Source organism: Angustibacter sp. McL0619, from assembly GCF_049994355.1.
Taxonomy (GTDB): domain Bacteria; phylum Actinomycetota; class Actinomycetes; order Actinomycetales; family Angustibacteraceae; genus Angustibacter.
Window position 1 is genome coordinate 1378833 of sequence record NZ_CP188257.1, and the last position, 17374, is coordinate 1396206.

Annotated in this window: 17 protein-coding genes; 11 read left to right on the forward strand and 6 right to left on the reverse strand. The window is 71.3% G+C overall.

The features are described 5' to 3' along the window. Position 1: 1 nt before the first annotated feature. Complete coding sequence (locus ACPPVT_RS06140; RefSeq protein ID WP_426566136.1) at positions 2 to 928, reverse strand: hypothetical protein; 927 nt, start codon at positions 926 to 928, stop codon at positions 2 to 4. A gap of 82 nt (positions 929 to 1010) precedes the next feature. On the opposite strand from ACPPVT_RS06140, the gene ACPPVT_RS06145 reads away from it, so the two are divergent. Continuing rightward, positions 1011 to 2237 carry a homogentisate 1,2-dioxygenase gene (locus tag ACPPVT_RS06145; RefSeq protein WP_426566137.1) on the forward strand — a complete coding sequence of 409 codons (1227 nt, stop codon included), beginning with the start codon at positions 1011 to 1013 and terminating at the stop codon, positions 2235 to 2237. 29 nt (positions 2238 to 2266) lie between these two features. Here ACPPVT_RS06145 and ACPPVT_RS06150 read toward each other — a convergent pair whose 3' ends face one another. Continuing rightward, positions 2267 to 2419: a hypothetical protein gene (locus tag ACPPVT_RS06150; protein ID WP_426566138.1), complete on the reverse strand. Its 153-nt coding sequence runs from the start codon at positions 2417 to 2419 to the stop codon at positions 2267 to 2269. Positions 2420 to 2662: 243 nt separating this feature from the next. On the opposite strand from ACPPVT_RS06150, the gene ACPPVT_RS06155 reads away from it, so the two are divergent. Continuing rightward, positions 2663 to 4543, forward strand: a complete 1881-nt coding sequence (locus ACPPVT_RS06155) for a bifunctional metallophosphatase/5'-nucleotidase (RefSeq protein WP_426566139.1) — start codon at positions 2663 to 2665, stop codon at positions 4541 to 4543. A gap of 33 nt (positions 4544 to 4576) precedes the next feature. Here ACPPVT_RS06155 and ACPPVT_RS06160 read toward each other — a convergent pair whose 3' ends face one another. Both ACPPVT_RS06160 and ACPPVT_RS06165 read right to left on the reverse strand, forming a co-directional pair. Then, a complete protein-coding gene (locus ACPPVT_RS06160; RefSeq protein ID WP_426566140.1) occupies positions 4577 to 5185 on the reverse strand; it encodes an isochorismatase family protein in 609 nt (202 codons plus the stop codon). Further along, on the reverse strand, positions 5182 to 6435 hold the full coding sequence (locus ACPPVT_RS06165; protein ID WP_426567070.1) for a nicotinate phosphoribosyltransferase: 1254 nt from the start codon (positions 6433 to 6435) through the stop codon (positions 5182 to 5184). The genes ACPPVT_RS06160 and ACPPVT_RS06165 overlap by 4 nt, the downstream gene beginning before the upstream one ends. A gap of 122 nt (positions 6436 to 6557) precedes the next feature. Here ACPPVT_RS06165 and clpS point away from each other — a divergent pair, with 122 nt between their 5' ends. The 8 genes from clpS to ACPPVT_RS06205 all read left to right on the forward strand — a co-directional run bounded on the left by clpS (position 6558) and on the right by ACPPVT_RS06205 (position 13510). Next, positions 6558 to 6848: an ATP-dependent Clp protease adapter ClpS gene (gene clpS / locus ACPPVT_RS06170; RefSeq protein WP_426566141.1), complete on the forward strand. Its 291-nt coding sequence runs from the start codon at positions 6558 to 6560 to the stop codon at positions 6846 to 6848. Continuing rightward, the gene (locus tag ACPPVT_RS06175) at positions 6848 to 7495 is read left to right on the forward strand and encodes a DUF2017 domain-containing protein (RefSeq protein ID WP_426566142.1); all 648 of its coding nucleotides are present in this window, start codon (positions 6848 to 6850) and stop codon (positions 7493 to 7495) included. The genes clpS and ACPPVT_RS06175 overlap by 1 nt, the downstream gene beginning before the upstream one ends. 217 nt (positions 7496 to 7712) lie before the next feature. Beyond that, a complete protein-coding gene (locus ACPPVT_RS06180) occupies positions 7713 to 8708 on the forward strand; it encodes a hypothetical protein (protein ID WP_426566143.1) in 996 nt (331 codons plus the stop codon). 105 nt (positions 8709 to 8813) lie between these two features. Then, the gene (gene murI, locus ACPPVT_RS06185; protein WP_426566144.1) at positions 8814 to 9617 is read left to right on the forward strand and encodes a glutamate racemase; all 804 of its coding nucleotides are present in this window, start codon (positions 8814 to 8816) and stop codon (positions 9615 to 9617) included. Next, entirely contained in the window at positions 9614 to 10399 is a 786-nt protein-coding gene (locus ACPPVT_RS06190; RefSeq protein WP_426566145.1) for an MBL fold metallo-hydrolase, read from the forward strand. Before murI ends, ACPPVT_RS06190 begins: the two co-directional genes overlap by 4 nt. A gap of 10 nt (positions 10400 to 10409) precedes the next feature. Further along, positions 10410 to 11165, forward strand: coding sequence for a ribonuclease PH (rph, locus tag ACPPVT_RS06195; protein ID WP_426566146.1), 756 nt, complete (start codon positions 10410 to 10412; stop codon positions 11163 to 11165). Beyond that, positions 11162 to 11839, forward strand: coding sequence for an RdgB/HAM1 family non-canonical purine NTP pyrophosphatase (rdgB, locus tag ACPPVT_RS06200; RefSeq protein ID WP_426566147.1), 678 nt, complete (start codon positions 11162 to 11164; stop codon positions 11837 to 11839). The genes rph and rdgB overlap by 4 nt, the downstream gene beginning before the upstream one ends. Before the next feature lie 48 nt (positions 11840 to 11887). Beyond that, a complete protein-coding gene (locus ACPPVT_RS06205; protein ID WP_426566148.1) occupies positions 11888 to 13510 on the forward strand; it encodes a molybdopterin-dependent oxidoreductase in 1623 nt (540 codons plus the stop codon). Positions 13511 to 13582: 72 nt separating this feature from the next. Here ACPPVT_RS06205 and ACPPVT_RS06210 read toward each other — a convergent pair whose 3' ends face one another. Together ACPPVT_RS06210 and ACPPVT_RS06215 are read right to left on the reverse strand one after the other, a co-directional pair. Continuing rightward, positions 13583 to 14122, reverse strand: a complete 540-nt coding sequence (locus ACPPVT_RS06210) for a DinB family protein (RefSeq protein ID WP_426566149.1) — start codon at positions 14120 to 14122, stop codon at positions 13583 to 13585. 47 nt (positions 14123 to 14169) lie between these two features. Beyond that, complete coding sequence (locus ACPPVT_RS06215) at positions 14170 to 15114, reverse strand: TIGR03621 family F420-dependent LLM class oxidoreductase (RefSeq protein WP_426566150.1); 945 nt, start codon at positions 15112 to 15114, stop codon at positions 14170 to 14172. Positions 15115 to 15260: 146 nt separating this feature from the next. Between ACPPVT_RS06215 and ACPPVT_RS06220 the strand changes: the two genes are divergently transcribed. Further along, entirely contained in the window at positions 15261 to 17345 is a 2085-nt protein-coding gene (locus tag ACPPVT_RS06220) for a hypothetical protein (RefSeq protein ID WP_426566151.1), read from the forward strand. Positions 17346 to 17374: the final 29 nt, after the last annotated feature.

Below are 17374 nucleotides of genomic sequence, written 5' to 3' on the forward strand. Positions count from 1 at the left end.
GTCAGCTCCAGGCGGTCGGGTCGTTCTCGTCGGTCGGGTCGTTCGGGTCGTGCTGGTCGGTCGGGTCGGTCGGGTCGTGCAGCTCCTGGTGAAGCAGGTCGGCCAGTTCGTACAGCGGGTCGGTGACCCCGCAGCAGCCGAACGAGACGAACCGCGCTCGGAGCCGGTCAACGTCGTCCTCGCCGAGGCCGAGCAGCCCGGCACGCACCTGCTCCGGGTCGCGTTCGTCGAGCACATCACGAACCTCACCTGGAGTGCCACCCGAGACCGCTGCCGCGGTAGCGGCCAGCACGTTGGCGATGCCGTGCTGGTCCAGGCCGCTGGCCGGCTCGACCGCGCGTACGGCGTGATGCAGGCCCGCCGTCAGCTTGAACCGTAGGGCCCGCGAGACGCATTCGACGATGAAGTCCGCGAGCACCGCAGAGGGTGGGACGTCGGCCGCGGTCAGCCCGCCGGTCCGCAGCTTGGCGTTCGCGCCCACTGCGGCCACGGCGTCCAGGTCGTGGCCCAGCCGGCTCTGCGTGACCTCGAGCCACACCGGCACGGCGAGCTCGGTGGCCGGGCGCAGGCTGATCGGGTCCGACACCGGCAGCTCCAGCCCGCGCACCAAGGCCCGGCCCTCGCGCTGCAGCTGGTCGACGGCGGTGGGCAGCACGACCGGGTCGGCGCCCGGGCGCACCACGAGCGCGATGCCGAGCCCCTCGCGCGCGTGCAGCAGCGCGGCGGTCGTTGCGGCGTCGCCGGCCCGTACCAGCAGCGGGCCGACGAACCCGGCATAACGGGCCGCACGGTGCTCGCGGTGGTCGGCGACGGCGACCGGCAGCGGCGAGCTCCCGGGTGGGAAGACCGCCGCGTCGTCCACCAGCAGCCGCAGCAGCGCAGCGAAGGGGAGGGAGGTCGTCGACCAGGAGCTCGCCGAGGTTGACATGCCTCGCACGTTAGCGCACCGTAACGGGTGACAGGACGATGCCGTCCGATAATCGGACAGCAGGATAGGGAAAGGGACGCCCGTGGCCCACTACCGCAGCGTCGGCGACATCCCGGCCAAGCGACACACGCAGTTCCGGCAGCCGGACGGCCGGCTGTACTGCGAGGAGCTGATGGGGGAGGAGGGCTTCTCCTCGGACTCCTCGCTGCTCTACCACCGCGAGGTCCCCTCGGCGATCGTCGACTCCCGCCCCTGGGACATGGCTGAGCTCAAGACCCACGCCAACTTCCCGCTGCGGCCCTTCCACTTCAAGCTGCACGAGCTGTTCCCCGGCGAGGGCGAGGAAGCCGCCTGGCGCGGCGTCGACATCGTCCGCGGTCGACGGCTGCTGCTCGGCAACGGCGACCTGCGCATCTCCTACGCGGTCAGCGACACGACGTCCCCTTACTACCGCAACGCCATCGGCGACGAGTGCGTGTTCATCGAGTCCGGCGAGGGGGTGCTCGAGACGATGTTCGGGGCGCTGCCGTTCCGGTCCGGCGACTACGTGCTGATCCCGCGCGCGACCGTGCATCGCTGGGTGCCGGGTGACGCGAGCGAGCACGGGCCGGTCCGGGCCTACGCGATCGAGGGCAACAGCCACATCGCGCCACCCAAGCGCTACCTCAGCAAGTACGGCCAGTTCCTCGAGCACAGCCCGTACTGCGAGCGCGACCTGCACGGTCCGGCCGAGCCCCTGCTGGCCGAAGGCACGGACGTCGAGGTGTACACCAAGCACCGCGGCAACGGCCCGCACGGGATCGTGGGCAGCGTCGTCGTCCAGGCCACCCACCCGTTCGACGTGGTCGGCTGGGACGGTTGCATGTACCCGTACACGTTCAACGTCGAGGACTACGAGCCGATCACCGGCCGGATCCACCAGCCACCGCCCGTGCACCAGGTCTTCGAGGGCTGGAACTTCGTGATCTGCAACTTCGTGCCGCGCAAGGTGGACTACCACCCGCTGGCCGTGCCGGTGCCCTACTACCACTCCAACGTGGACAGCGACGAGGTCATGTTCTACGTCGCCGGCGACTACGAGGCCCGCAAGGGCAGCGGCATCGCCAAGGGCTCCATCTCCCTGCACCCCGGTGGTCACAGCCACGGGCCGCAGCCGGGGGCCGTCGAGGCCACCCTGGGCAAGGACTACTTCGACGAGCTGGCCGTCATGGTCGACACGTTCCGCCCGCTTGAGCTCGGCGAGGGTGCGATCGCCAGTGACGACGGGTTGTACGCGTGGTCCTGGTCCGGCGGCCGTCAGGAGTCCTGACGGCCGCCGGACCAGTGCGGTGAGCCTGGCTACACCCGGCTGCCGCGCCGGCCCACCAAGGTTCCGATCAGGCCGATGACGAGGATGATCACCCCGATCCAGATCAGGATGTTGCCCACGCCAGCGAAGCCGACGATGGCGAGGATGACGCCGACGGCGATGAGAATCAGCCACAAAGGCATCTAGGACCTCCCGGTTGTGCGAACCGCACGGCGGGGGTCTCCCGCCAGCGAGCAGGGGCTCGCGCGGCCAGCAAGGTCTAGTGCACTTGATGCGGGTCCGCATCTCGAGATGCGTGCAGCGAGGCTGCCAGCGGCATGCGGGGCGTTTCGTCGGGTTCTGCCCGGATGCGCTGTCGGTCGACTCGGGTAGCGTCGCACCGAATCGATGAGATACGTCGTGTTCGCGCTGTTCGTGGAGGTTCCATGTCGTCCAGCAGTTCCCTGCCGGGTCCAGAGACCACCGCCGCGCTCCGGCGCCGCACCGTGCTCGGTGGCGGTGCTGCCGCTGGGCTGCTGGCGGCGTCCGGACTGGCCGCCGATCCCGCCGAGGCGAGCGGCGGCGGTCATGGCCACCCGCAGCCGACCCGCACCGCCCACCTGACGGTGCTTGGCACCACCGACCTGCACGGCAACGGTCTGAACTGGGACTACTACAAGGACGCCGAGTTCGACGACTCCGCGCACAACGACGTCGGGCTGGCCAAGATCTCGACCCTGGTCACCCAGCAGCGGGCCGCAGCGCGGGCGGCCGGCGCGGGCTGCCTGCTGGTCGACGCCGGTGACACCATCCAGGGCACACCGCTCGCGTACTACTTCGCCAAGATCGAGCCGATCACCAAGCGGCGCATGCACCCGATGGCCCTGGCGATGAACAAGATCGGCTACGACGCTGCGGCCCTGGGCAACCACGAGTTCAACTACGGGCTCGAGATCCTGCACACCTTCCAGCGGCAGCTGACGTTCCCGCTGCTCGGCGCCAACGCGGTGGATGCACGCACCGGCCAGCCCGCCTTCCCGCCGTTCGCGATCAAGAGGGTTCACGTCGGCCACGGCCAGTACGTCAAGGTGGCCATCCTTGGCCTGACCAACCCGGGCATCGCGATCTGGGACAAGGCCAACGTCGAGGGCAGGCTCGCCTTCCCGGGCCTGGTCGAGCAGGCCAAGATCTGGGTGCCCCGGCTGCGCCGGATGGGCGCGGACGTCGTCCTCGTCGCCGCGCACTCGGGGGCGGACACCTCCTCCTCGTACGGTGACGCGCTGCCCTACCCGGAGAACGCGTCCACGCTGGTCGCCCAGCAGGTGCCCGGGATCGACGCGATCCTGGTCGGGCACGCGCACGTCGAGATTCCGCAGCGCCTGGTCGTCAACGACCAGACCGGTCAGGAGGTCGTCCTGACCGAGCCGCTGTTCTGGGGCAAGCGGCTCAGTGTCATCGACCTCGACCTGGAGTGCACGCACGGCCGCTGGAAGGTCGTCACCCGCGTGGCCAAGGTGCTGAACAGCAACACGGTCGAGCAGGACGCCGCCATCGTCGCCCTGCTGACCCGCGACCACGAGAAGGTGCGCACCTACGTCAACTCGGTCGTGGCGCAGAACGTGACCGCGATGTCGGCGGCGACCGCTCGGTACGAGGACGTCGCGGCGCTGGACTTCATCAACCTGGTGCAGGCGCAGACGGTCAAGGACGCGCTGGCCGGCACGCCCCAGGCCGACCTGCCGGTGCTGTCGATCGCCGCGCCGTTCAACCGCGAGGCGGCGATCCCGGCGGGTGACGTCACGGTGCGCGACGTCGCGGGGCTGTACATCTTCGACAACACGCTGCTCGGGGTGACCATGACGGGCACCGAGATCCACGACTACCTCGAGTACTCGGCGCAGTACTTCACGGCACAGTCCGGGCCCGGGCCGGTGGCCGCGGACTCAGTGACCAACGCGCCGACCGCGACGGCACCGGGCGGCACTCCGGACTACAACTACGACGTCATGGGCGGCCTGGACGCTGCCCTGACGTACGACATCGACCTGAGCCAGCCTGTCGGGTCGCGGATCGTGGGGCTGTCCTACGCGGGTGCCGCGGTGACCCCGGCTCAGCAGTTCGTCATCGCGATCAACAACTACCGGCAGTCCGGCGGCGGCAACTTCCCGCACACCACCACGGCCCCGGTGGTCTACAACCGCCAGCTCGAGATCCGGCAGCTGCTGATCGACTGGGCCACCGCCCAGGGCACGATCGACTCGGCTGAGTTCGCGACGGTGGACTGGCGGCTGGTGTACGCGGGGACGCCGATAACGATCACGCCCTGAGTGCGGGCCCGGGTCGTCCGAGTGCGTCGTGCGCTAGTCGCGCAGCACCGGCTCGCCTTCTAGCCGGACGCCGGCGTCGCGCATCGCCTCCAGTGCGCGCCCGGTCGACTCACGGGCCACGCCGGCTGTGAGACCGAGCAGCACGCGGGTCTCGAAGCCCTCGGCCACGGCGTCGAGCGCGGTCGCGCGCACGCAGTGGTCCGTCGCGATCCCGACGACGTCCACGCTGCGCACGCCTAGCTCACGCAGCGAGTCGGCCAATGCCACCGGGCCGCCACCGGCGCGTTCCGTCGTCCCTTCGAAACCGGAGTACGCGGCCGCGTGGGCTCCCTTGCGGAAGCGCGTCGCCAGCAGCTCGAGCGGTAGTGCGGCGTGCAGGTCTGCTCCGTGCGTGTCCGCCGTGCAGTGCCGCGGCCAGGTGTCCACGTAGTCGGGGTCGTCGCTGAAGTGCGCGCCCGGGTCCACGTGCCAGTCCTGGGTCGCGATGACCAGGCGATAGGTGTTCTCCCGCAACAGCTCCGCGATCGCGTGCGCGACGTCCGAGCCACCGGCGACCGCGAGCGAACCGCCCTCGCAGAAGTCGTTCTGCACGTCCACCACGACCAGCGCGTCGGCGACGTCGGGCTCCTGGTTCGCCGTCACGGCTGCTCCTGCTGGTAGGTGGTGGGGATCGCGGGCTCACCACGCGAGAGCTGCGTGGCGGTGTCCGGCAGCGCGGAGCGGGAGCGCAGGTGCCGGCTGCGCGCGTCGTCCAGCGGCTCGCGGCCGACCACGACGCCGTCCCGGACCAGCTCGACCAGGAGCGGCCGCATCGACGCGGTGCCAGCGGGGCGGTGGCCGCCGACCCCGATCACCTCGGCCACGTCCACGCCGTCCGCACTGCTGCGCCGCATCGCCCACTTGCGTCCGGCGATCCCGACCTTGTCGACGCTGCTCTTGGCCACGCCGACCAGCCGGCCGTCCGCGCCCTGCCGCGCCGCGAGCTTGTAGACCAGGCCGGCGGTGGGGGCGCCCGACCCGGTGACCAGGCTGGTGCCCACGCCGTACCCGTCGACCGGCGCCACGGCCAGCGCCGCGATCGCGTGCTCGTCCAGGTCGCTGGTCACCAGGATCCGGGTGGACCTCGCGCCGAGTTCGTCCAGCTGGCGGCGGACCTGCTCGGCCAGCAGCAGCAGGTCGCCGGAGTCCAGCCGGACCGCGCCCAGCCCGGTACCGGCCACCTCGACCGCAGTGCGCACCCCGGCGGCCACGTCGTAGGTGTCCACCAGCAACGTCGTGCCGGTGCCCAGGCCGGCGACCTGGGCGGCGAAGGCGGCCCGCTCGTCGTCGTGCAGCAGGGTGAACGCGTGGGCCGCGGTGCCGGCCGTCGGCACGGCGTAGGTCCGTCCGGCCTCCAGGTTGCTCGTACTGGCGAAGCCGGCGACGTAGGCGGCCCGCGCGGCGGCCACCGCCGACCGCTCGTGGGTGCGGCGCGAGCCCATCTCGATGCATGGCCGGCCGGCCGCGGCCGCGGTCATCCGGCTGGCCGCCGCCGCGATCGCGCAGTCGTGGTTGAGCACGCTCAGCACCAGGGTCTCGAGCAGCACCGCCTCGGCGAACGTCCCCTCGACGACCAGCAGCGGGGAACCGGGGAAGTAGCACTCGCCCTCGGCGTAGCCCCAGATCGAACCGGTGAACCGCCACTCGCGCAGGGCCCGGATCGTGCCGTCGTCCACGACGCCGACCAGGGCGGCCAACTCGTCCTCGTCGAACCGGAACGCCTCGAGCGCGTCCAGCAGCCGGCCGGTGCCGGCCACCACGCCGTACCGGCGTCCGTCCGGCAGGCGACGGGCGAAGACCTCGAAGACGCACCGCCGCCCGGCCGTCCCGCTGTGCACGGCGGCTTGCAGCATGGTCAGCTCGTACTGGTCGGTGAGCAGAGCAGTGCTCGGCAGATTCACCCGACCGAGCGTAGACGGCAGTCTGTCCGGGCCGCTCGCGCTCGCGAGTGCTCCTGGGTGCCTACAGTGGATGGGTGGTCACGTCGCCGGTCGAGCTCGACGAGCCGCGGTCGGCTGAGCAAGCCGATGTCGCGAGCCCGTGGGTCACTCTCGTGTGGAACGACCCGGTGAACCTGATGTCCTACGTGACGTACGTCTTCCAGTCCTACTTCGGCTACAGCCGGGCCAAGGCCGAGAAGCTGATGCTGGACGTGCACCAGAAGGGCCGCGCCGCCGTCGCGCACGGCGACCGCGAGGGGATGGAGCGGCACGTCGAGGCCCTGCAGGGCTACGGCCTGTGGGCGACCATGCAGAAGGACGACTAGTGTCCCGAGGCTTTCGACGGTCCCGGCGCGGCATCCGGGCGCGGTTCGACGACCAGGAACGGGCGCTGCTGGCGCACCTGTTCGTCGAGGTGCACGAGATGCTGGACGACGGACCCGACGGTGAGTCCGACCCGCTCGCGATGCTGGTGGGCATCGGGACAGCGACGGACCTGCCCGGGGACCCTGCGGTGGCCCGCTTGCTGCCCGACGCGCACCGCGACGACCCGCAGGCCTCGGCCGACTTCCGCCGGTACACCGAGGCGGGCCTGCGCCAGCGCAAGCGGGACGGGCTCGAGCTGGCCCGGCAGACCCTGGGGCGGGACGGCAACCTGGTGCTGGACGACGCGGAGGCGCAGGCGTGGGTGGTGGCGCTGACCGACGTCCGGCTGGTGCTCGCGTCGCGGATGGGGCTGGAGGTCGACGACGACCACGTCCGGCTCGAGCTGCTCGCGGCCGCTGAGCTGGCCCATGAGGCGGCGGTTGCGCAGCGGGACGCCGGGGGTGGGAGCGATGACGATGGTGAGGCCGACCCGTCCGGAGGCGAGGCCACTGCGGGCCTGTCCATGCTGCTGGCGATCTACGACTTCCTGACCTGGCTGCAGGAGTCCCTGGTCGAGGCTCTCCTCGAGCCCCTGCCCCGCGACTAATCGCTCACCCCGCCCCAGCCCCACCCCCGCCCAGCCCCACCACCGCCCAGCCCCACCACACGATCTCGGCAACTACGCGTCGCCGGTGACGCGTAGTTGCCGAGATGCTGGATTGGCCGGAGCCGGAGCCGGTGCCGGAGCCGGTGCCGGAGCGCGGGACGTGATGGGCTGTGGACGGCGGCCACGGCGCCGACGCCGGAACCGGCACGCTGGTGAGGTGCCCCCGTTGCCCGATCATCTCGCCGAGCTGATCCACGACCAGCACGGCGTGGTCTCCCGTCAGCAGCTACTCGACGCCGGTCTCGGTCACGGCTGGGTCCAGCACCGGGTGCGCTGCGGCCAGTGGCGAACGCTGCACCCCGGTGTGTTCGTGACATACACCGGTCCGGTCGACTTCCGCGGCCGAACTTGGGCGGCGCTGCTGCACGCCGGGCCCGGAGCGGTCGCCAGCCACCGAACAGCCGCGCACCTGCAGGGCCTTCTCGATACCGAACCGGACGTCCTCGAGGTCAGCACGCGGGGGGAGCATCGGACGACGAAACGTCCAGGGCTGATCGTGCGCCGACGGCTGCACCTTAACGCCATGCGGCAACGAGGGGGGTCCGTACCGCAGTCAAGCGTCGAGGACACCGTGCTCGATCTTGTCGAAGCGTCGGCCGGCGTGGATGCGGTGGTCGGCTGGCTGACCCGTGCCTGTCAGCGCCGGCTGACCACGCCGGCGCGCATCGCGGCCGCGGCGGCCCGTCGCAGCCGGCTCCGGCACCGGCGGCTGCTCTCGCAGGTGCTGGACGACGTCCGTCAAGGAGTGGCCTCCGCGCTGGAGCGACGGTACGCGCGCGACGTCGAGAGGGCTCACGGTCTGCCGCGGGGGATGCGCAACTCGCTGCACGTCGTCGCCGGCGTCAACAGGTACAGCGACGTCTGCTACCGGCGGTGGCTGACCAGGGTCGAGCTCGAGTCGGTGGCCTACCACCCGGCCGACGGCAGTCACCGCGACCAGGCTCGGGACAACGCGGCGACCGTTACCGGCGAGGCCACACTCCGCTACGGGTGGCGAGCCGTCGCCGGCTTCGCGTGCTCGACGGCCAACGAGGTGGCGAGCGTGCTGCGGGCGAAGGGCTGGCCAGGTCAGCCGGTGCCGTGCGGCCCAGGGTGTGCAGTCGCGTCCTCCGTCTCGACATCTCGGCAACTTCGCGTCGCGGGTGACGCGTAGTTGCCGAGATGTGGCGCCGGCGATCGCGGATCAGGGTGCACGGCGTGGCGAGGCTCACGGTGCGAAGCGGCGCGTCGGTGCGTCCGCCGACCGTAGGCTCGTGCCGTGGCAGACGCACCCATCGGGATCTTCGACTCCGGCTACGGCGGTCTCACGGTCGCACGTGCGGTGCTCGACCAGCTGCCGCACGAACCGGTGCTGTACATGGGCGACACCGCGCGCCAGCCGTACGGTCCGCGCCCCATCGCACAGGTCCGCGAGTACGCCCTCGAGTGCCTGGACCAGCTGGTGGACCAAGGCGTGAAGCTGCTGGTCATCGCCTGCAACTCAGCCAGCGCGGCCGTGCTCGGCGACGCCCGCGAACGGTACGACGTCCCCGTGGTCGAGGTCATCCGGCCGGCGGTCCGGCGTGCCGCCGCAGCCAGCCGGGTGGGTCACGTCGGCGTCATCTGCACCACGGCGACCAAGACCTCCGGCGCCTACGAGGACGCGTTCGCCGCGGCGCCACACCTGAAGGTCACCTCGCAGGCCTGCCCGCGCTTCGTGGAGTTCGTCGAGGCCGGCGTCACCAGCGGCCCGGACCTGCTCGCCGCGGCGCACGAGTACCTCGACCCGGTGGTCGCTGCGGGCGTCGACACGCTGATCCTCGGCTGCACGCACTACCCGCTGCTCACCGGTGTCATCTCCTACGTGGTCGGCGACCTGGTCACTCTGGTGAGCAGCGCCGAGGAGACCGCCAAGGACGTCTACCGCCAGCTCGTCGTGCACGACCTGGTCCGGCCGGACGACCTGCCCGCGCCGCGGCACCGTTTCGAGACCACCGGGGACCCCCAGGCCTTCGCCGAGCTCGGACGCCGGTTCCTCGGCCCCGAGGTCTCCCCGGCGCAGCTGGTAGGCGATCTGCGATGAGGCTGACTGTCGTGGGCTGCTCCGGTTCGCTCCCGGGGCCGGCGTCGGCAGCGTCCTGCTACCTGCTCGAGGCGGACGGGTCCGGTGCGGACGGCGAGCCGCGTACCTGGCGGGTGCTGCTCGACCTGGGCAGCGGCGCGCTGGGGCCGTTGCAGCAGTTCGTCGACCCGATGAGCGTGGACGCCGTACTGCTCAGCCACCTGCACGCCGACCACTGCCTTGACCTCTGCGGCCTGTACGTGATGCTCAAGCACTCCCCCGTCGGACCGTGGCCGCGCCCGCGGGTGCCGGTCTGGGGGCCGGCCGGCACCGCGGCCCGGCTGGCCGGCGCCTACGACCTGCCAGTGGACCCGGGCATGTCCGCCGAGCTGGACGTGCAGACCTGGACCGACGGCGAGAGCGTGCGGATCGGACCGTTCGCGGTGACCCCGATGCGGGTCAACCACCCGGTCGAGGCGTACGGCTTGCGGATCGAGCACGACAGATCGGTGCTCGCCTACACCGGCGACACCGACAGCTGCGACTCGTTGAAGCCGTTGTGCCACAACGCGAACATGGTGCTCGCCGATGCGGCGTTCGTGGACGGCCGGGACGAGGCGGACGGGATCCACCTGTCCGGGCGGCGCGCCGCCCAAGCCGTGCTGGACGCCGAGGGCGTGCAGCATCTCGTGCTCACCCACCTGCCGCCGTGGAACGATCCGGACGTGTGCGTGGCGCAGGCCCGCGAGCTCTGGGACGGACCGCTGGACGTCGCCGCACCGGGCCGGACGTTCGACCTCTAGCCTGGACGGCATGGCTCCCGATCTCACCGACAGCGGCGCGCGCGTCGACGGCCGCACCCCCGACCAGCTCCGCCCGGTCAGCATCACCCGCGGCTGGCTGGACCACGCCGAGGGCAGCGTCCTGGTGGAGTTCGGCCGCACCCGGGTGCTGTGCGCGGCGTCCTTCACGGCCGGCGTGCCGCGCTGGCGCAAGGGTAGCGGCCAGGGCTGGGTCACCGCCGAGTACGCGATGCTGCCGCGCTCGACGAACACCCGCAACGACCGCGAGTCGGTCAAGGGGCGCATCGGGGGCCGCACGCACGAGATCAGCCGCCTGGTCGGTCGCAGCCTGCGGGCCGTGATCGACACCAAGGCGTTGGGAGAGAACACCATCGTGCTTGACTGCGACGTCCTGCAGGCCGACGGCGGGACCCGCACCGCAGCCATCACCGGGGCCTACGTGGCCCTCGCGGACGCCATCGAGAACGCCCGCGGCAAGGGCCTGGTGGCCTCCGCTGCGAAGCCGTTGACCGGCTCGGTCGCCGCCGTCAGCGTCGGCATCGTCGGCGGTCGCCCGCTGCTGGACCTCTGCTACGACGAGGACGTCACCGCCGGCACCGACATGAACGTCGTGATGACCGGCGACGGTCGCTACGTCGAGGTGCAGGGCACCGCGGAGGGCGAGGCGTTCGACCGCGCCCTGCTGGACGGTCTGCTGGACCTCGCCGCCGTCGGCTGCGCCGAGCTGACCGAGCTGCAGAGGGCGGCGCTGGAGCCCCCGAAGTGAGCGCACCGCAGGGCGCCCGGCTGGTGCTGGCCACGCACAACCCGCACAAGGTCGCGGAGCTGCGCGAGATCCTCGCGGACGTCCTCGCCGACCGTGGGCTGGACGTCGACCTGGACCGTGCCGTGGTGGGCGCCGGCGACTTCCCCGGCCTGGGCGAGCCGGTGGAGGACGGCGACTCGTTCGCGGCGAACGCGTTGATCAAGGCTCGCGCAGTGTGCGCGGCCACCGGTCTGCCAGCGCTGGCGGACGACTCGGGGCTGGCCGTCGACATCCTGGGCGGTTCGCCGGGCATCTTCTCGGCCCGCTGGTCCGGCAAGCCGGCCGGCGGTGCGGATCGCGGCGTGCGGGACCGCGCCAACGTGGTGCTGCTTCTCGAGCAGCTCGACGACGTGCTGGACGAGCACCGCGGCGCCGGCTTCGTCTGCGCCGTCGCACTCGTCACGCCGTCCGGCGGCGAGCACGTCGAGCACGGCGAGGTGCGCGGCGTGCTGGCCCGGGAACCGCAGGGGGACAACGGGTTCGGCTACGACCCGATCCTGCAGGTGGACCCCGAACGCACCCTGGCGCAGTTCAGCAACGCGGAGAAGAACGCGATCAGCCATCGCGGCCGGGCCCTGCGCGCTATCGCACCGCGACTGGTCGACCTGCTGGTGGCGGACGTCAGCACTTCGTAATGGTCAGGTGCCGTCTCTTTTGACCCGGGCCCGTGTGATGCTTGACGGGTGACAAGCAAGGCGGGCAGCGCCCCGCTGCTGGACGCGCAGCCGGCGCCGCGTCCACGCAGCGCGACCATCTGGTGGCCGGCGCTGACCGGTGTGGTCGCCGGCGCCCTGACCATCGCGGTGGCCGAGCTCATCGCGGCGCTCCTGGTGCGCACGGGGCACACCCACGGCACACCGTCGCCGGTGGTGGCGCTCGGGCAGGCGTTCATCGACCGCACCCCGCCCTGGCTCAAGGACTTCGCGGTCTCGACGTTCGGCACGCACGACAAGACCGCGCTGCTGACCAGCATTGCCGTGGTGGTCACGGTGGTGGCAGCGGTCGCTGGAATCGTGGCTGCCCGCAACCGGCTCATCGGGCTGCTCGTGGTGGTGACCATGGCGGCGGTCGCCGGGTTGGCCGTCCTCAGCCGGCCGAAGGCCTCTGGCACCGACCTGCTGCCGCTGATCGTCGGTACCGTGGTCGGGCTCTTCACGCTGTCGTACCTGACGGACCAGTGGACGCGCACCCAGCTCGCGGTGTCGAACCCGACCCCCAGTGAGCAGCTGGATGCCAGCCTCGGCCGCCGCGCCTTCCTGCGCGGGCTGGTGGGCGCGGGCGGGGCTGCCGTCCTGGCCGCGGTCGGCTCGCAGGTCATCGCGCACGCCAGCCGCGCCGTCCAGGCCAGCCGTGCGGCGCTGCGGCTGCCGGCGCCGACCGGTCCTACTCCGACGCCCGCCGAGCTGGCCAGCCTGGAGGTGTCCGGGATCAGCCCGATGGTCACGCCGCCGGACGATTTCTACCGGATTGACACGGCGCTGTCCGTGCCGCAGCTGTCCACCCAGGACTGGAAGCTGCGGGTGCACGGCATGGTGGCCAACGAGATCGAGCTGAGCTTCGCCGACCTGCTCGCCCTGCCGATGATCGAGCGGATGACCACGCTGACCTGCGTGTCGAACGAGGTGGGCGGCGAGCTGATCGGCAACCAGGTCTGGCTGGGCCACCCGATCCGCGAGCTGCTGGCCCGGGCGGTACCCAGCGCGGACGCCGACATGGTGCTGTCCACCAGCATCGACGGCTTCACCGCGGGCACCCCGCTGGACGCCCTCACCGACGACAACCGCGACGCCCTGCTGGCCATCGCGATGAGCGGGCAGCCGCTGCCGGTCGAGCACGGCTTCCCGGTGCGGATGGTCGTGCCAGGGCTGTACGGCTACGTGTCGGCGACCAAGTGGGTGGTCGACCTCGAGGTCACCCGCTTCGACCGCGACGAGGGGTACTGGACGCCGCGTGGCTGGTCGCCGATGGGGCCGATCAAGACGGGCTCTCGGATCGACGTCCCGCGTGGTGGCCGGGTGGACCCCGGCAAGGTGGCCGTGGCCGGCATCGCCTGGGCCCAGCATCGCGGCATCGACAAGGTCGAGGTGCGGGTGGACGAGGGCGCCTGGCAGCCCGCCCGCCTCGGCGAGGGCGGCACCAAGGACAGCTGGAAGCAGTGGGTCTTCGAGTGGGATGCGACCAAGGGCGAGCACACCCTGCAGGTCCGGGCCACGGACGGCCAGGACGACGTCCAGACCGGGCAGCAGGCGACACCGGCGCCGAACGGCGCGACCGGCTGGGACACCGTCACGGTCACCGTGAACTGACTAGGTGGACGTGGGCAGCACCGTGGCTGCGGCATTGCGCTGGCTCGGTCACCGACCCGAGCCCCTGCTCGCTCACTGCCCGGTACGGCCGTCGATGCACTCGCGCAGCAGGTCGGCGTGGCCCGCGTGCCGTGCGTACTCCTCGATCACGTGCACCAGCACGTCCCGGATCGAGGCGCTCTCGTCGTGCAGGGACACCTCGCGGCCCAGGTCGGCCTCGTCGAGGGCGTCCAGCCACTCGTTGGCCGCGCCTATCTCGGCCTTCCAGGTGGCGAAGGCCTCCTCGACCGCCGCGGGCTCCGGGGCCGCGCCGGTGAAGTCCCAGTCCCTGTCGTCCTCGCGCTTGTACAGCCGCGGTGCGTCGGTGCGTCCTTGCAGCACCCGCTGGAACCAGTTGTTCTCCACCTGGGCGAGGTGCCGGACCAACCCGAGCAGGCTGAGGGTGCTGGGCGGCACGGACCGTCGGGCGAGCTGTTCGGCCACCAGCCCTGAGCACTTCAGCTCGATGGTCAGCCGATAGTTGGCGAGGTACTCGCGGTAGGTCGCCTTCTCGCCCACCGGGTTGCCGTAGGTGCGAGGGTCGTGCTCGGGGTCGGTCCACCTGTCATTCATGGGCAAACCCAATCCCAGCGACACCGGATCGGCAAGGGCGGCGGGTTCTACGTGCCGGCGAGCCGCTCCACCACGGGTGCCAGCTGGTCGAGGTCACCGACCAGGAACGACGAGATGCCCAGCCTCTCGCGCAGCTCGCTGAACTTCTCGACCAGGCGGTCGTGGGAGCCGATGAACAGGTGCGGGGAGTCCAGCACCTCGCGCTCGGTGAGGTCGACGCCGCCACGCTCAAGGACGGCGGCTCGCACCTTCTCGATCTCGCCGTGCAGGTCGTCGGTGACCGTCGTCGGCCAGAACGAGGGGTAGACGTTGAACGTCAGCTCGCCGAACCGGTCACCGGCCGCCTGCCGGACCCAGTCGATCTTCTCCGCCGTCGCCTCCCAGGTGTAGGACCGGAAGTCCGGGACGGCGCCGCGCCGGATCCGAGGGGCCAGCCCGACGATCTGCGCCTCGCGCGCGGCCAGCTCCAGAGTGGTCCGACCGCCGCCGCCGATGAAGAACGGCGGGTGCGGCTGCTGCACGGGCTTGGGCTGCCCGTCGTAGTCGGTGATCGTGTAGTGCTCGCCGCTGAACGAGAACGGACCCGTGCCGAAGCACCCCTTGATGACCGCCACCGACTCGGCCAACCGGGCCTGGCGGACCCGGATCGGGTCGAACCGCAGGCCGATCGCGGCGTACTCGGGCTCGTTCCAGCCGGCCCCGATCGCCACGTCCAGCCGGCCCTCGGACAACGCGTCCAGGGTGGCCAGGTCCTGCGCCAGGACCGCCGGGTGCCGCAGGTCGTTGTTGTGCACGAACGCACTGATCCGGATCCGGTCGGTCAGCGCGGCGACCGCGGCCAGGTACGGCACCGGGGCCGGCTGGCCGACGAGGTGGTCGGGCAGCGCGAACGTGGTGATCCCCAGCTGCTCCGCGGCGCGGGCCTTCTCGCCGAGCTCTCGCGCGCTGGACGCGTCGAACGCGTCGGCCATGAACGTGAACGGCTTGGTCATGGCCAGCATCATGGCCCTTGCCGCGTATCCGCGGCGAGGTCCCTGCGCTCTTAGCCCACGGGACGCCGCTCACGAGGGGCGGCTGCACATCCGGGGGGATCCAGATGACTTCGAAGCCTCGACAGCCCGCGCAGCGGGACCATGTCGTGCTCACACCTGCGCGCTGGCAGTTCCGACAGCTGATCACGGCCAACCCGAACCACTTCGGCACGTTCCCGGACCTGCCGTTCGAGGTCGTCGAGCCCTTGAAGGGGGACACCTCCTACGAGCAGGTCTCGTGCGTCTCGTACAGCCCGAGCCGGGACCGGATCGAGGCGACGATCGACGTCAAGCAGACGTTCGGCTACTCCGGTGGTCCCTGCACGAGCGGGTCGTTCGAGCACCTGCGGTTCTACGTCGACTACGGCAGCGGCTGGGAGGACGCCGGCCCGGCCGCGATCAAGGTGCACGACTTCGCCGAGGGCAAGGACTGCCCGGGCGACCCGCTGCACCCGCTGAGCTACGTGGCCAGCGTCGCGCACGTTCCGCACCGCAGGTGGTGCGGGACGCCAGTGCTGCCGCGGGTACGGGTGATCCTGTCCTGGAATCTGCCGCCGACGCCCGGTGACCCGGACTTCCCGCCGGTCTGGGGCGACGTCCATGAGTGCAACGTGCAGATCGCGCCGCGCCGCTTCTTCTTCGGCGACATCGTCCACCTGCTGCCGTCCAAGGTCGTCCAGCTGCTGCCGCAGAAGGTGCTGCAGCAGGTGCCGATCCCGCATCCTGACCCCGACCCGGGCCCGCAGCTCACCGTGGCCGAGCTCGCCGACCAGTACGTCCAGCTCGACGTCCCGCAGCACCGGTTCGCGTTCCCGCACGTCATGGCGCTCAGCGACTCCGACGCCGCCAGCTCGGCCAGCCTGATCAGCTCGGCCCTGGCCGCGCTCGAGTCGAAGATCAACCTGAGCGAGATCTTCAAGCAGCTCGAGGACACCAAGGGCAACGTGGACTACGAGGAGCTGGAGTGCCTCGGCCTCGACGAGGGCCTGTCCTCCCTGGTGGCCACGTTCAACGTCAAGAAGGGCAGCGGCTACTCCGGCGGCCCCTGCACCGCGGGCAGCACCGAGTACGTGGCCTTCTGGGCTGACTGGGACGACGAGTGCCAGTACACCTACCTGGGCACCGCGCAGGTCACCGCGCACGACTACGACGTCCCCGGCGGGGGCCTCTGCTACGCGGCCATCCAACCGGTCGACCTCGGTGCTCTGCGCCGTCCCTGCGACGTGCCCCGGATCAGTCGGGTGCGTGCTGTGCTGTCCTGGGGCAGCCCGCCGTCCACCACCGATGCGGACGAGGTTCCGGTGTGGGGCAACAGGATCGACCGGCACGTGCAGGTCGAGCCCGGCCCGACGTACGACGGCACCGCGCACTTCACCATTGTCGGCGGCGTGTCCGCGAACAAGGTCAGCCTGGCGACCGGGCTGACCGACGTCGGTGCGACGCTCGGCACCTCGACCGTCCCGCTGACCCCGCCGTCGTGCCCGTTCGCCGGGCAGGTCACGCTGCAGGGTCCGAACGACCCGACGTTGGTCGGACACCAGTACCGGATCAAGGCGACCGACCTGGCCAGCGGCGGCTTCACCTACCTGGACACGCCGTTCGGGGTGACCGACAGCAACGGCGACCCAGGCACGGTGACCCCGACGCTGGGCACCGGCTGGGCGACCTGGCCGACCTGGGTGACCAACACGGAGGGATTCCTCGGCGTGCACACCCCGGGCGGCAACGACCAGTGGGACTACACGCTCGAGCTGGACTCGGACGGCAACACGGTCGACACCGCCCGGGTGCAGATGGACAACCTGGTGCGCAACGAGATCGACGCCCTGGACACTGTCAACGCAGGCGACCTGTGGCTGGACACCGCAGGTGCTTGCAAGGTGCCGAAGGCCGAGCTCGCCGCCCGCTTCGTGGCGCGGGACCTGCACTTCTCGAACTGGTCCATCTCGCTGCTCGGCGGCCCCGGCGGCAACCCGCCGCAGCCACCGTTGCACCTGCCGGGCAACCTGCCGATGCTGGCGACGACGTCCCAGACGCCGTTGTCCGGCACCGACTTCACGATCGACCTGACCGACCCGATGCTGGCGCCGTGCGGCTACGTCGTGCGCCTGACGATCGTCGACCGGGCCATCGTGAACAGCGTGACGCAGGGGCAGCACGCGACGATCGACCGCGGAATCTGCCTGGAGTAGCAGGGGGATTCGCCGACGTGGCAACCTCG